The organism is Thalassospira australica (genome assembly GCF_044790785.1).
Lineage (GTDB): Bacteria > Pseudomonadota > Alphaproteobacteria > Rhodospirillales > Thalassospiraceae > Thalassospira > Thalassospira australica_A.
On sequence record NZ_CP085258.1, the window covers coordinates 3320321 to 3335106 of the forward strand.

At 56.7% G+C, this 14786-nt stretch carries 13 protein-coding genes; 2 read left to right on the plus strand and 11 right to left on the minus strand.

The window, feature by feature from the left end:
* Positions 1 to 49: 49 nt before the first annotated feature.
* From LG297_RS15625 to LG297_RS15635, 3 genes are read right to left on the minus strand one after another with little or no spacing between them, the layout of a single operon-like run.
* A complete protein-coding gene (locus LG297_RS15625) occupies positions 50 to 880 on the minus strand; it encodes a 3-keto-5-aminohexanoate cleavage protein (RefSeq protein WP_404421838.1) in 831 nt (276 codons plus the stop codon).
* Entirely contained in the window at positions 880 to 2241 is a 1362-nt protein-coding gene (locus LG297_RS15630) for an aspartate aminotransferase family protein (RefSeq protein WP_404421840.1), read from the minus strand. Before LG297_RS15630 ends, LG297_RS15625 begins: the two co-directional genes overlap by 1 nt.
* Positions 2238 to 3140, minus strand: a complete 903-nt coding sequence (locus LG297_RS15635; protein WP_404421842.1) for a MurR/RpiR family transcriptional regulator — start codon at positions 3138 to 3140, stop codon at positions 2238 to 2240. Before LG297_RS15635 ends, LG297_RS15630 begins: the two co-directional genes overlap by 4 nt.
* A 276-nt stretch (positions 3141 to 3416) precedes the next feature.
* Between LG297_RS15635 and LG297_RS15640 the strand changes: the two genes are divergently transcribed.
* A complete protein-coding gene (locus LG297_RS15640) occupies positions 3417 to 4505 on the plus strand; it encodes a response regulator (protein WP_404421844.1) in 1089 nt (362 codons plus the stop codon).
* Here LG297_RS15640 and asnB read toward each other — a convergent pair.
* Genes asnB through LG297_RS15655 form a run of 3 tightly spaced genes read right to left on the minus strand, consistent with a single transcriptional unit; the run spans position 4476 to position 7665 of the window.
* Positions 4476 to 6407, minus strand: coding sequence for an asparagine synthase (glutamine-hydrolyzing) (asnB, locus tag LG297_RS15645; protein ID WP_404421846.1), 1932 nt, complete (start codon positions 6405 to 6407; stop codon positions 4476 to 4478). The two genes, LG297_RS15640 and asnB, sit on opposite strands and share 30 nt — an antisense overlap.
* Positions 6408 to 6428: 21 nt before the next feature.
* The gene (locus LG297_RS15650) at positions 6429 to 7406 is read right to left on the minus strand and encodes a UDP-glucose 4-epimerase family protein (protein ID WP_404421848.1); all 978 of its coding nucleotides are present in this window, start codon (positions 7404 to 7406) and stop codon (positions 6429 to 6431) included.
* A complete protein-coding gene (locus LG297_RS15655; protein WP_404421850.1) occupies positions 7399 to 7665 on the minus strand; it encodes a ribbon-helix-helix domain-containing protein in 267 nt (88 codons plus the stop codon). Before LG297_RS15655 ends, LG297_RS15650 begins: the two co-directional genes overlap by 8 nt.
* Positions 7666 to 7743: 78 nt before the next feature.
* Here LG297_RS15655 and LG297_RS15660 point away from each other — a divergent pair, with 78 nt between their 5' ends.
* The gene (locus LG297_RS15660; RefSeq protein WP_404421852.1) at positions 7744 to 8520 is read left to right on the plus strand and encodes a phosphodiesterase; all 777 of its coding nucleotides are present in this window, start codon (positions 7744 to 7746) and stop codon (positions 8518 to 8520) included.
* A gap of 2 nt (positions 8521 to 8522) precedes the next feature.
* Here the strand turns inward: LG297_RS15660 and queG are convergent, their stop codons facing one another.
* The 5 genes from queG to queF all read right to left on the minus strand — a co-directional run bounded on the left by queG (position 8523) and on the right by queF (position 14783).
* The gene (queG, locus tag LG297_RS15665) at positions 8523 to 9677 is read right to left on the minus strand and encodes a tRNA epoxyqueuosine(34) reductase QueG (protein WP_404421854.1); all 1155 of its coding nucleotides are present in this window, start codon (positions 9675 to 9677) and stop codon (positions 8523 to 8525) included.
* Between the two features lie 110 nt (positions 9678 to 9787).
* Positions 9788 to 12265 (minus strand): TonB-dependent siderophore receptor, encoded by a 2478-nt coding sequence (locus LG297_RS15670; RefSeq protein ID WP_404421856.1) that lies wholly within the window; start codon positions 12263 to 12265, stop codon positions 9788 to 9790.
* A gap of 167 nt (positions 12266 to 12432) precedes the next feature.
* Complete coding sequence (locus tag LG297_RS15675) at positions 12433 to 13455, minus strand: FecR family protein (RefSeq protein WP_404421858.1); 1023 nt, start codon at positions 13453 to 13455, stop codon at positions 12433 to 12435.
* 139 nt (positions 13456 to 13594) lie between these two features.
* A complete protein-coding gene (locus LG297_RS15680; protein ID WP_404421860.1) occupies positions 13595 to 14119 on the minus strand; it encodes an RNA polymerase sigma factor in 525 nt (174 codons plus the stop codon).
* A 196-nt stretch (positions 14120 to 14315) separates the two neighbouring features.
* Positions 14316 to 14783, minus strand: coding sequence for a preQ(1) synthase (queF, locus tag LG297_RS15685; RefSeq protein WP_404421862.1), 468 nt, complete (start codon positions 14781 to 14783; stop codon positions 14316 to 14318).
* Positions 14784 to 14786 lie beyond the last annotated feature (3 nt).

A 14786-nucleotide genomic window follows, 5' to 3' on the forward strand; every position in this document is an offset into this window, starting at 1 on the left:
GATACTTTTATGAAAAGTAACCAGTCTGTTTTCATTGGCGCACCGCAGTCTACCACTGCGGTTGCATGATCTCTCGCGCCTGATCGCCGGTCGCAACAGTACGACCCATAAGATACGCGCCTTCGCACGCCTGAACGATCAAAGCAGCATTATCGACCGCACCCGAACGGTCAACCAAAAGATGATTATTTTCAAAACCAATGCGCGCATGACCACCCAATCCGGCCGCCGTCAACGCACAGGCATTTTCATGCGCCCCGAAGGCGCACACCATCCATTCCGATACAAACGGGGACGTCTCAAGATACGGCAAAAGGTCTTTGGGATCGGACACCTGCGCCTTGGTGTAACGGCCCAGAACATAAAGCACCGGCAGCTTTTCCCCCGGAATGACGTCACCGGTCACAAGCTGATTGAACCGCTCGATATCACCAGGCGCATACAGAATGAATTGCGGCAGGATGTTAGCCTCGCGCATGAAGGCAAAGAAACCGCGCAATTCATGCAGATCGGCATTTTCCGGCGCAATTTCGCGAACCGCGATTGAAACCGCTTCGGGGACAAGTTGCCGGATCATCGCCATCTGATCCTGCGCGCTATACATGCCGACCGCCTCGCTTGTGACCTGAAGCAGCATGTCATCCCCGACACTTGCGCGCACCTCGCGCAGCATTTCACGATAACGGCCGACATCAATGCTGTGCTTCTGGTCATCATCGCGCACATGCAGATGCATCATTGCCGCCCCGGCGGCCTTGCATTTGGCCGCCTCCCGCGCCAGTTCGGCCGGTGTTATCGGAATATTGGGCAAATCGGCCCTGGTCTTGCGCGCGCCATTCGGTGCCGATGCGATCAGAAACGGGGTTTCACCATAGGACATTACAAAAGCCCCTCGGCGGCAAAGACATCCCCAAGGGCAAGCTCGAACAGATCGACAATCTTCGCAACATCGTCCTCGGTCACGATAAAGGGCGGCGCAAAGAGCACATGATCACCGCGCACCCCGTCAATCGTGCCCCCCATCGGATAGGCCATCAACCCGCGGGCAAAGGCCGCCTTCTTGATCCTGGCGTTGATCTTGCGCGCCGGGTCAAACGGGTCCTTGGTTTCGCGATCCGCGACAAGTTCAACACCACGGAACAATCCCCGGCCCCGAATGTCGCCGACAAACGGATGCTGCCCGAACCGTTCGCGCAGCCCATCGGCCAGCAATTCCCCCTGTTTGACCACATTGGTCAGAAGGTCGCGTTCGCGAATGGTCCGCTGGGTTGCAAGGGCCGCAGCACAGGCAGTTGCATGCCCCTGATAGGTATGGCCGTGCTGGAAGAAACCCGATCCATTGGCAATCGCATCATCGATTTTCTTCGACACCAGGATCGCACCAATCGGCTGGTATCCGGCACCCAGTCCCTTGGCAATGGTTTGCAAATCACCCGAAATGCCTTCCTGTTCAATCGCATGCAGGGTGCCGGTGCGCCCCATGCCGCACATGACCTCGTCAAGGATCAGAAGCACACCATACTGGTCACAAATCTCGCGAATGCGTTTGAAATAACCCGGCACCGGGGCGACCGCCCCCGATGTTGCCCCCACAACCGGTTCGGCAACAAAGGCAGCAACGCTGTCGGCCCCCAGTTCAAGGATCGCGGTTTCAAGTTCGTTGGCGACCCGCAAGCCATACGCCGCGTCGCTTTCACCGGGCATCTGGTCACGATACGGATAACAGGGCGCGATATGGCTTGCCGTAATCAGCAACGGTTCGAACTGTTTGCGACGCCACATATTGCCACCAACCGAAAGCGCGCCCAGCGTATTGCCATGATAGGACTGGCGACGCGCAATCACGTATTTCCGGTCCGGCTGCCCGATCTCAAGGAAATATTGCCGCGCCATTTTAAGCGCCGCCTCGGTCGCCTCCGACCCGCCCGAAACGAAATACGCCTTTGCCATGCCGTCTGGCGCATGCGTCACCAGATCCTCGGCCAGTTCTTCCATGACATCGGTCGAAAAGAAACCCGAATGGGCATAGGCAATCTGATCGATCTGGGCATGCATGGCGGCACGCACCGCCGGGTCGGAATGACCAAGGCATGAAACCGCGGCACCACCGCTGGCATCCAGATAACTTTTGCCATTCTGATCAAAGATATAAATGCCTTCGCCCCGAACAGCACGCGGCGGTGTTGCGACACTGCTGCGGTGAAGGACAAAGGTTTCGGGGTTGCTGCGGGGCTGGTTCATGATCGGGAATTCCGGGTGGGGGCGACTTCTTCATAATAGGTATCGAAAGCCGCAAGTTGTTCTTCGGCAACGGCAATCCGTTGCAGTGCCTTTTGCCCGCCGCGCGCGACCAGAAGGGCGACAAGCGCCTGCATGACCGAAACGCTGGCGGTAAAACTTTGAAAGAAGGATGGCGATCTGTCAGACACGACCAGCTTGGTCACCGCATCCATTGCAATCGGTGCGACATCTGAATCGCAAACCGCAATCACCGGGCAATACTGATTGCGCGCAAACTCGACCGCACGCACCGTATCGCGGATATAGGGCCGGGCGCCAACCGCAATCAGGATGTCGCGACGGCCAATACCGCGCAACTGATCGCCAAATGCGCCCGAACCGCCGTCAACCAGAACGACATTGTCGTTAAACAGCCGATAGGCATAGGCAAACTGATACGCCGCCGGATAGGCCGCCCCGCGTCCGACAACAAACACCTGACGGGCGCGCGCGATATGTTCGCAGGCATCCTTCATCCGTTTGCACATTTCCGGTGCGAATGCATTCCCGATATTGGCAATCTCGGCCTGTGCCATGCCTTCAAGCAGATGCGTATCGCGATGGATGTCGGCTTCGCTGTTTTGCAACTCGCGCGCCCGATGCGCATAACTTGCCGGCAGGTCAAGCAACCGGTTCTGGTAACTGTCGCGGAACTGCTGCCACGTATCGACGCCAATCGCCGCCATCAGGCGCGTGACCGTGCTGGGCGGGACATTGGCCGCCCGCGCAAGTGCGCGCATCGACCGCAGGGCAACATCGTTCGGATGATCAAGGATATAGCGCGCTGCCTTCTGCATTTGCGGGCTCAGCGTCGCATAGTCCGAAATCAGCTTTTCGTGCAAATCGGTGTAAACACCCATTTTTCCGGTATTCCTGTGACCTTTGGGTTCGGAAACTACGCCACAGGGCTGTCATTTTTACAACAAATGTTTCAGTTTACTAAATTAATGAAACACTCGTTTCGTAAAATGTTTCATTCGCATTGTGGAATCTCCGGCTGCAAATGCTAAAAAACATGGACTTATAAGAAAAAACTGTAACAATGCCAGCTTCGCGACAGGAACGTTGACGTTTCATATAAAGCAATAAAATACACCCGCGATATGGGACTGGGCACCGAATCGATAAGGTGGCCAATGGATAATCAGCTCATCGATGCACTGGCGCAGACGACTGCGGGCATCGCTCTTTTCGACAGCAATGAACGGATCATTTATGCCAATCCGGCCTGGGAACAGCTGATTACCGGCGTTGCCGAGGAAGATTTGCAGTTTTGCGAAACGGAACTGGCCGATGGCGGCATGATTTCCGTTTGCTTTGTCAAACCGCAAGCCAGCCCCATTAATCCACTTTCCCTGCCCGCATCGGCAAATGACAGCAAAATCGGCACGGTGATCATCGCCGATGACAGCGAAAGCAACCGCACGGTCGCACGCCGCATCCTGCAGGCCGAAGGGTATGGCTGCGTCGAGGCAAGCAACGGTCAAACCGTGCTGAACATGCTGCGTCGCGGAGTCACAGCCGATCTGATCCTGATGGATGTTGAAATGCCCGACATGGACGGGTTGCACACGACCCGCCGCATCCGTCACATGCAGGGGCCGGTTTCCCAGACTCCGATCATCGCCCTTTCCGCCCACCAGTCGCGCGACTGGAACGTGATTGCCCGGCAGTCCGGCGTTGACGAATTCATCAACAAACCGATCCAGCGCACCAAACTGCTTGATACCATCCGCGACCTCATCAGCCGGTCCCCGGATGGTGCAACCGCCACCCCACGCCTGTCACCGCCGCCGGTATTACGTTCCAAGGGCGCGCGCATTACCCGCCCGGAACGCCTTGATCCACCATCCGGACCGGTATTGGATATCCGCATTCTTGAACAGCTATATTCCGATGCCGGGGACGAAGGGGCGTCGTGCGGCATTGATTTGTTCATCAATGAAACCCAAACCCGTCTGGTCAAGATCGACAACGCACTTTCCAGAAACGATCTTGCCATCGTGCGCAACGAGGTTCATGTGCTCAAAAGCACATCGGGCACCTTTGGCCTGCGCCAGCTTTCCGAACTGTGTGAAACGACCCAGAATTTCTTTGAAGACGACGATATCGACGAGGGCCGCATTCTTGCCCTGTCCCGCCAGGTGGTGCAACTGGCACCAACGGCCCTGACTGCCCTTAATCTTTATCGCCGTTCACGCGGCTGGGGGCGTTCCGGCATGTAACCCCCTGTCTTGATGCGAGCCGCAAACAATGCAACATTTTCCGCCATTGCCGTGCTGATGTTTGCCGCTCCGATATCCGATTGCCACCCCCCCCTCCCGCAGTCGCCAGACCAGCATCGCCCAAAGGCTTAACGCCACATCCGGTGCCCTGCCCTGTGTTGCCCTCTGCCAGTAATGCCGCCGTTGGCGGTTTGTCACCGGCAGATCGCCAAACAAGACATCAATGATCCGCCCGTCATTTCCCCAAAGCAATGCGCCAAGCTTGACCAGCCATTCGGCGATCGGCGGATTGAAGCCGATTTTGCCTGTACACAGATAACCATCAGGCATCATCGGCGCGATGACCGCCCGCAACAGGACCTTTCCCCCGCCGCGCAGATGCGCCACTGCCGGAACACGCCCGGCGATTGCCATCACCTCATGGCCAAGCAACGGCACCCGATATTCAAGCCCATACGCCATGCCGCACCGATCCGACATGGCAAGCTGATTGCCCGGCAAGGTGATTTCCCGGTCAAACGCCATCATCCGGTCGCTCAATTCGCCATTTGGCAAATCCGCGGCCAATGACAATTTCGATGGCACTTGCGAAATACCGGCACGATCATTCCAGAAATGAAACGCATCCTCGGCACTTCCCTGCCCGCCTTGAACAAACCGTTCGGCCCCACGCGGCAATGTCCTCGCAAAATTCCCGGCCATCGTGCGCCGAACAACACCCGGTACATGCTGCCAAAACCGGAACATCCGGGCGGCCCGATATCGCGGATAACCGCCAAACAGCTCATCCCCGCCATCCCCGGCCAGACAGACCGGCACATGCTGCGACACGCCCGCACTCAATGCCTGCATCAGAACAACCGATGGATTGCCAAACGGGGAACCAAAAGCCCGCAGGCCATCCTTCAGATGCCCCCAAATTTCATCGGGCTCGTCCGGTGCCGCAATAGCATGCAGTTCCATTCCCAGATGATCCGCCAACTGCCGGGCCCGTGGCGTTTCGTCCATCGTCGCATCCCGAAACTGCATGACAAAACCCGGCGGCGGCTTTTGCCCGCGTTCCCGCGCGACATCGCATGCCATCGCGGCAACAGCACCACTGTCCACACCGCCTGACAAAAGCGTCCCGACGTCCCGATCCGCATCCATTGCATCCGCAACCGACTGCCGCAGGGTACGGCGCAGGTCGGCAATCATGTTGTTACCGTCAGATCGATGGCAAATGGCTGGCCGGATCATCCGGCTTTCAACGGCCCCACCCTGCCAGCACATCAGTTCCCCCGGCCTTAACTGCCCGATATTGGCAAAACCGGTTGCCGGTGCAGGCACAAACAGATGCGCCAGATAATGCGGAAAAACATCCGCCTCCGGGATGGTCGATACGATGCAACGCAGGGCGGCAATTTCGGACGCAAAAGCCACATTGCCGTTGCCGTACTCCGCAAAATAAAGCGGCTTTATGCCGACCGGATCGCGCCCGAGCCAAAGATGGCATGTCTCACGATCCCAAAGGGCAAAGGCATACTGCCCGGAAAGATCGGCAAGTGCTTTGGCTGGATCACCACCATCACGCAGGGCATTACCAAGAACCGCCAGGAACAGTGCCGCATCACTGTCGCTTTCAACAACGGAACCCTTTTCACGCAAAGCCAAAATACGCCGCCGGTGCCCCGCGATATAACCATTAAACGCCAGAACAAACCGGCCATCGGCGGAAACCATCGGCTGGCGGGCCAGATCCCCCGGATCGGTCGTTACCAACCGTGTTGCACCAAGCGAAATTCCCGCCTCCGGATCAGCCCAATATCCGGCATCATCCGGCCCGCGATGAGAAAGCGCACCAAGAGCTGTCTTAACACGCGAATGCTCCCCGCTCCCGGTCGCCCCTGCCACTCCACACATAAGTCTCCCCCTTATGAAGACCTAGATCCCCTGTTTGCCAAACCACGCGCCAGTCCTACGCAATCCGTCAAACGCATCCACAGGTGGTTGCCAGTCCAGCGTTCGCCGAATGGCACGGCTATCGATTTGCAAAGAGCCCGTCAAACGCGAAACCTGTGCGCTTTTGCCGGTTACCCGCCCCAACAGGGTCAGAACACCTTCAGGTATCGGCAGTAAAACCGGCTTTTTGCCCATCCCCTCGGCCAGAAGACGGATCATCTGGCTAATCGAATGATCCACCCCGTCCGAAACCAGAAATGTCTGATTTGCCGCCCTGGCATGTGCCAGCGCGATTACACAGGCATCCGCCAGATTATCGACATGCACAAGGGAACGATGATTGTCTATCGCGCCTAATGGCAACGGCATTCCCCGACGCACCAGCTTCGTCAGTGCGGCGAAATTCGCCCCGACATTTGGCCCATACACCAGAGGGGGGCGCAAAATGGTGATTTCCAGTCCGGTTTGCGATGCAATTTCACGCAACGTCTGTTCCGCTTCGGCCTTGGATTGCCCATACGGGTCTTCCGGTGCCGCCGGACTGCTTTCATCAAAGGCACAGTTTGTCGTCGCCTCGCCGTTAACCTTGATCGAGCTCATGAAAACCAGACGCTTCACGCCCTGCACCTGCGCCGCCCGTGCAAGCCCCGCCGTCCCGTCAACATTGACCGCGCGAAATGCCGCCAGCGGATCATCAGATCGGTCATTCATGACATGCACGCGTGCCGCCAGATGAATGACCGCCTGCACATCTTTTAGATGATCTTTCCAATCGGTTGCCGCATTGATATCGCCAACAACCCGGCTGTCAATTGCCACGCCATCTAAAGGTTCCGCCAAAGCATCCGCACGGCGCAACAATGCTCGGACGCCGTATCCCTTCGCCAGCAGCGCCCTGCAAACCGCCTGCCCGACAAAGCCGTTGGCCCCCGTCACGGCAACCCGTACCGGTTCACTCATGATCCATATCCCTTGTTTCAGATGATCCTGCGCTGCCGGATGAATTCAGCCGCCCCTGCAAATCCGCCAGCACATAAAGCCGCAAGGCGCTTGAAAGGTTGCCGTCGCGGCCTTCGTCAACCTCGGCCACCAGTTCGGCAATTGCCATGTCGCGCCGTGTGGCGATGCCCTGAAGTTCGGACCAGAACGCATCTTCAAGCGAGAAACTCGTCCGGTGTCCGGCAATTGTCACAGATCTTTTGCGAACGTCGCTACTCATCGGCCTGTATATCTTCCCAATCCTCGGCAACTCGATCATCATGCCGGTGGCGTCACCCGATCATGATAAGGCATCCCTATGAAATTCATACATCTTTCAGATACGCATCTGCTGGCCCGTGATGATCTTTCACGCCCGCCACATGCGGGTGAAACGCTGCGTGCCGTCATTGCCGAAATCAATGAATATCATAGCGATGCAACGATCTGCGTGATTACCGGCGACATCACCCATCACGGACGACCCGAACAATACGCCCACGCGGTCGAACTGTTCGCGACCCTTGCCATGCCGTTCATCATGATCCCGGGCAATCACGATATCCGCGAACCGATGCTCGCCGCCTTCCCCGATACGCCACGCGATGAAAACGGCTTTATCAATCATGGACAGACAATCGGCGGCATCCGGTTTGTCATGCTTGATACCATCGTCCCCGATGCCCATCACGGCACATTGTGCCACACCCGGCTTGACTGGCTGAAACGCGAACTTGCCAGCCACCGCGACCTGCCAACCTTCCTGTTCATGCACCATCCGCCGCTTGATATGGGTCTGCCGTTTCTTGACTCGATCCGGATGGATGCAGACGCCGAACTGGCCGCCATCGTCAAAGACAATCCGCAGATCAGACATATCTTCCTCGGCCACCTGCACCGGCCCAGCAACGGTATCTGGCAGGGCATTCCGTTCAATGTCGGCGGCAGCAGCCAGAAGGGAGAGCCGTTCGACATGCGCCATGAAAAGGAAGAGGAACTGGTTGAACGCGCGCCGTTAAAACCGATGTTCGGTATCGTGCTTACCGATCCGTCGGGCAATGTGCGCTATCATTATGAAACGGTGCCGTTCGACTAGGATCACGGCGCGGGGCGCGCCCATTCCGCCAACACCACCGGGTTGCTTTCCATGCGTTCATGACGCGATCGCAGGGCGTCAAACCCGCCGCCATCCATCAATTGCGACAGCGCCCAGACGGCAGATCCGCGCACAAGCGGGCTTTCGTCTGTCAAAAGGCTTTCGACACGCGGCACAAGATTGACTGCGCCGCTATTGCCCACCGCCGTCAGGACATTGCGCAAAAACTTCGCCCGACCGATCCGTTTGATCGGCGATCCGGTAAAGAAACTGCGAAATGTTTCGTCATCAAGATCAAGGAAATCGGCGAGCCTCGGCGCAGTCAGTTCGGCGCGCGGGATAAAGGCCATTTCCTGTGTCCGGCTGGCAAATTTGTTCCACGGACACACCGCCAGACAATCGTCACAGCCATAAATCCGGTTGCCCATCGCACGGCGAAACTGGGGCGGGATCAAGCCATCATGCTCGATCGTCAGATACGAAATGCATTTGCGTGCATCAAGTTTATATGGGCCAGGAAACGCATCGGTCGGGCAGGCCGACAGGCATTTTGAACAGGACCCGCAATGATCGATTTCCGGTTCCGCCAGATCAAATTCAAGGGTCGTGAAAACCTCGCCCAGAAACAGCCAACTGCCATAGTCGCGCGACACAAGATTGGTATGCTTCCCCTGCCAACCAATCCCGGCGGCCTGCCCCAACGGCTTTTCCAGCACCGGGGCGGTATCGACAAACACCTTGACCTGTTCGCCACCTGCCCCGGATTTCTGCGCCTGTTCGATCATCCAGCGCGCAAGCTGCTTCAGGCGTTTTTTGATCAGGTCGTGATAATCGCGATTTCTGGCATAGACCGAAATCATCGCCCGGTCGGGATGATCCAGAAGCGTAAGCGGATTTTCCGCCGGTCCGTAATTCGATCCCAGAACAATCACCGATTTCACATCCGGCCACAGCATTTTCGGGTCACGGCGGCGCGGCAAGCGCTCCGGATCATTCATCCAGTCCATGGTGCCATATTCGGCAGCCGCGACAAATTCATCGAGCCGCGCCTGATTGCGTTCGTCAATCTGCGGGCGCGCCACGCCACAGACATCAAAGCCGATTTCACGGGCTTTGGCCTGCAGGCTTTCAAGGGTGATGGCAACGGCAACCGTCATGGCAAAACATCTGGGTCGTTTTCTCTCTCTGCTGCCTTATATAGGTTTGTCACCGAAACGCAAAAGGCCGCAGCACATGGCTGCGGCCTTTAAAATGAAATGAACGACTTCTAGAAGCGATAGCGCAGTGTCGCCAGAATTGTGCGTTCCTCACCATAGTAGCAGTTATCCGACCACTGCGTGATCAAGCAGGACGCGACATATTCCTCGTCCATCAGGTTGTTCACATTCAGCCGGAAATCGGCATTGTTCATGCCGACCTGTGCCAGATCATAGTTCAGCACGACATCAACCAGCGTGTAGTCCGGAACCATAAGGGTATTGGCCTCGTTGGCGGCTGTTTCACCGACATAGCGGATACCTGCCCCAATGCCGAGCCCGTCAAGCGATCCCTGATCAAAGCGGTAATGCCCCCAAAGCGACACCATATGTTCGGGCACCTGCTGCGGGCGGTTGCCATCCTTGACCGACCCCGGCGCATCAAAGGACGCGTCGGTATGAGTGTAACCGGCCAGCATACTAAGATTGTCGGTCAGTTCGGTACGTGCCTCAAGCTCGATCCCCTGTGATTCAATCGTTCCGGACGGTTCCCATGTAAGATTTGTATTATTATAAACGGCAGTGTTTTCCTGTTCGATATGGAATGCCGCCGCACTCAGCATCGTTCTGCTGCCTTCGGGCTGGAACTTTACACCCACTTCATATTGCGTGCCTTCGGCCGGTTCCAGCGGCCTGCCCGAGCCGTCAACCTGCAGATTGGGATTGAAGGATTCCGAGTAATTGAAATAGGGCGCGATGCCGTTATCAAACAGATAAAGAACCCCGGCACGTTTGGTCAGCTTGCTGCGATCTTCACCCTGTTCAACATTGGTCAAACGGTTCAGGTTGCTGGTTTCCAGCCAATCCTGCCGAAGACCCAGCGAGAAACGCCAGTTTTCATATGCCAGCTGATCCTCAGCATACAGTCCCGCCTGTTCAAGGGACCGGCTGTTGCTATTGGTGATTGTTCCCAAAGCAACCCCGGGGCTACCATAGACCGGATTGAATGCATCGATGTTCGATGCCCCGGTAAACAGCCATTCGTTTTCGCTTTTGCGGTCCTGATAATCAAAGCCCATCAAAACCGTGTGGTCGATATCGCCCGTGGCAAAATTGGCTTCGGCCTGGTTATCCACCGTAAAGGCGCGAAGGCTTTCATCCCCACCGCCATAGGTACGGGTCAGTTCGTTGGACGTGCCGCTCCAGCCCGTCTGGTAAATCTGGTCAAGATGCACATCGGCATCAAGGAAGCGGAAGTTCTGGCGCACCGTCCAGGTATCGTCGAAATCGTGCTCAAACTCGTAACCAACCATATTCTGGGTACGTTCAAAACTTTCCAATGCCGGATCACCGTCAAAGAAAGTGTCCGAGATATACTGCCCGTTACGCGGGAAAAGCGTGCCTTCGGACGGAAGACCATTATGGGTGCCGCCTTCCGGGTCTTTCTGGAAATAACCCGACAGGGTCAGGCGCGTATCATCGCTGATATTGGCCGTCAGTGACGGGGCGATGGCATAGCGCTCTTCTTCGGTGCCTTCGAACTGGGTGTCGGATGCATCTGCCTTGCCGACAACGCGATAGGCAAGCTTGCCCGCCTCGTCCAGCGGACCGGTAAAATCAAAACCGACCCCGCGCTGATTGCGGCTGCCATAGGAAAGTTCGACCTCGCCCTGCTGTTCGAATTGCGGTTTCTTGCTTGATAATGCGACAAGACCACCGGGCGAACTGCGGCCATAAAGCACCGATGCCGGTCCTTTGACCACATCAGCACGTTCGACAAAATAGGGATCGATCTGCATCGAGCTATAGGTCGAATCATCGCTCATGGTTTTCAGACCATCGAGATAGATATTATCAATGCTGCGATCCACCAGACCGCGCAGGATAATGTAATCGTACCGGTTTGATGCACCGACCTGTCCGGTAAAGGCACCGGGGGTATAGCGCATCGCCTGCATCACCGTCTGCGATCCCTGATCTTCCATCTGCTCCTTGGTCACCACGCTAATACTTTGCGGTGTTTCAAGGATCGGTGTGCCGGTTTTGGTTGCCGCACGCGACTGGGTCGCGACATAGCCGTCCACCGGGCCATCGGCGGTTTCGGTGATCGCATTGGCTTCGACCCGCACCGGATCAAGCACCGTTTCACCATTGGCGGCAATCTGTTCTATCGTGACGGTGTTATCCTCGGTAAAGCGCCAGGTGTAGCCCGTCCCGCTCAGAAGCTGCCCCAGTGCCTGATCAACCGTCATTTCCCCCTGAATGGCGGATGCCTGAACCCCGGAAATCCCGCCGGACGGGAAAAACAGCCGCAGGCCAGCCTGATCGGCAAGGCTGGTCAGGGCCCGGTCAAGGTCCTGTGCCGGGATGTTGAAATCAATCACGCTCGCCTGTGCGATTTCGGCATTGTTCCGCGATGGCGCAATATCGGCGGCCATCGCATGAAACGGTGCGATGGCAACAAAACCCGAAATCACCGTGGTTACCGCAAGACGACGTTTCCAGCCGACCGCTGCCTTTTGCCGAACCACACAAACGTTTGTATTCATTCCATAAGCCTTTTCGTCAAAAAATCCCCGTTGCGAATGAAATTAAGAACCGAAATCATTCGCTGTTATTTCTGAGACGAAACCGCATGACGTGATTTGCAGTAAAAAATTCAAAAAATTTTCAGATCGGGAAAAAAGCGCAAGAAACCGCGCCTTTCGGGTAAAGGTCAATAGATGACCGTCAGCAACGGCAAACGGGTAATGCGTGCAGATGTCGTTTGCGCGATAGAGGCGAAAACCGCATCAAGATCGGCGGTTTCAAACACCCCCGTAACCGTAAGCCCGCGCAACGCATCCCGCGCCACAATGATCCTGCCGGGCTGATAGCGTTCCAGTTCCGCCATCACATCCGAAAGGTGCCGCTGATTGAAAATCAGTTTGCCGCGCTGCCAACTGCCATAGGCCGCAAGATCGGCATCCGTGATCTTTCTCAATCCACCATCGGTGTCATAATGCGCCTGCTGCCCGACGGTGATCCGTACCGGTTCACTGTCACCATTGGTAACCTCGACAATGCCTTCGCGCACGGTGACATTCGCCCCCTCACCCTCAAGCCGAACCCCATAAACCGTGCCAACCGCGCGCGCCGCCCCGCCATTGGCGAAAACGACAAACGGATGATCGGCATCCTTTGCCACGTCAAAAATCACTTCGCCCGCTTCAAGGCGGATTTCACGGCGCGGACCGGAAAAATCAACGGAAAAGGCCGATGCGGTATTCATATGCGCGACCGATCCATCGGCAAGCGTCACCGCCCGCTGCTGCCCGATGGCCGTACTGTAATCCGATGTCCAGCGTGCGATGGGGCCGGTTGCTTCCAACCCGCCAAACACCGCCAGCATCAAGGCGCAGACCATTGCCCCCGCGATGGCAAGGCGTCCGGGCCGGGCCCCAAATACCCTGCGTTGTGCCGGTTGTAGCGTAGGTTGCCTGCGGGTCGGGGCTCCCCTCGGCGCGGGTGACTGGAAACTGCCGGTCTCGTTCCGGATGTCGGGATTTTCCTGCCATTGCTGCGCGGCTTCGGTTTGACCGATGGCGGCAAAAAGGCTTCTGGCCTCGGCCGCGGCACGGGCATGATCCGGGCTTTGCGCGCACCAGTCGGCAAAGGCCGCATGATCGCGCGCACCGGCATCGCCCGATTGCAACATCACAAGCCATTCAATCGCCTGATCGCCAAGATCAGTCGCCACCGGCGTGCCTGTTGACTGCGGATCCGAATGCCCGGTCTTCAAAACCCGATACCCCGAAAATGATTCTGTCCGGCTCCGGTTGTGGGGCCGTTATTGTTAAGACGTTTGGGCATGGGCAAATCCACAATGATTTTCGTCATTATTTTTTGCCCTCGCGCAAAAGCTCGTCACGGCAATGCTGCAGGGCGCGCACGATATATTTCGCGACCATGCTGTTTGATACGCCAAGACGCTTGGCAATTTCACTGTGTGACAACCCATCGACCCGAAACATCAGCAACGCCATGCGCGGCTTTTCTGGCAGTTTTTCCAATGCTTTATCAAGCAGTAAAATCTGTTCGCGATCCAGCATGATATTTTCGGGACCGGGTTTGGGATCGTGGATCGTATCGGTATCCTCGTCCATGTCGTGATGGACGGTGATGCGTTTTTCACGCCTGATCCCGTCAATCGCAAGGTTCCCGGCCACCCGATAGATATAGGCACGCGGATTGTCGATCACCTCACCCTGATCGGGTGTATCGGCAAGCCGCACATAGGTATCCTGCACCACATCGGCTGCGCGTTCATGGTCCCCGCCCAGCTTTCGGGTCAGAAACCGGAAAAGCTGTTCGTAATTTTCCTGAAAGCTTGCGATCAGAACCGATGCGCTGTTGCGCGCCATGGTCTTGCCCAAACACACCGTTGCCAAATGATACAGGTTCCCCTGCCCCGCCCGTGTATTAGCAAGAACCATAACACAAAACAATGAGAATAATTCGCATTGTTAATAACTATACATACCGGTAATGCCCGAAAACAAAAAGGCTGCCACCGGTTTCCCGACAGCAGCCTTTGATTTTGCATCAATTCCGGCAGGCCTAGCCCCGACCGCGATAAGGGGCAACGCCCTGATCGGGGATCCACACCCCTTCGGGGGCCGGGCCGGTCTGATAAAACACGTCAATCGGAATGCCGCCGCGCGGATACCAGTATCCGCCAATGCGCAGCCATTTCGGATCAAGCGTCTCGACGATGCGTTTGCCGACTTTGACCGTGCAATCCTCGTGGAACGAGCCATGATTGCGAAACGACGTCAGAAACAGCTTCAGCGACTTGCTTTCGACAAGCCAGTCACCGGGCACATAATCAATCACCAGATGGGCAAAATCCGGCTGACCCGTGATCGGGCAAAGCGATGTGAATTCCGGTGCGACAAACCGCACGCAATAATCGGTTCCCGCCTGCGGGTTCGAAACGCGCTCAAGAACCGCTTCATCCGGGCTTGCGGGCTGTTCAGTGGTGCCGCCCAGCATGGTCAAATTGTCGTAGATGGTTTGATCGGCCATGTG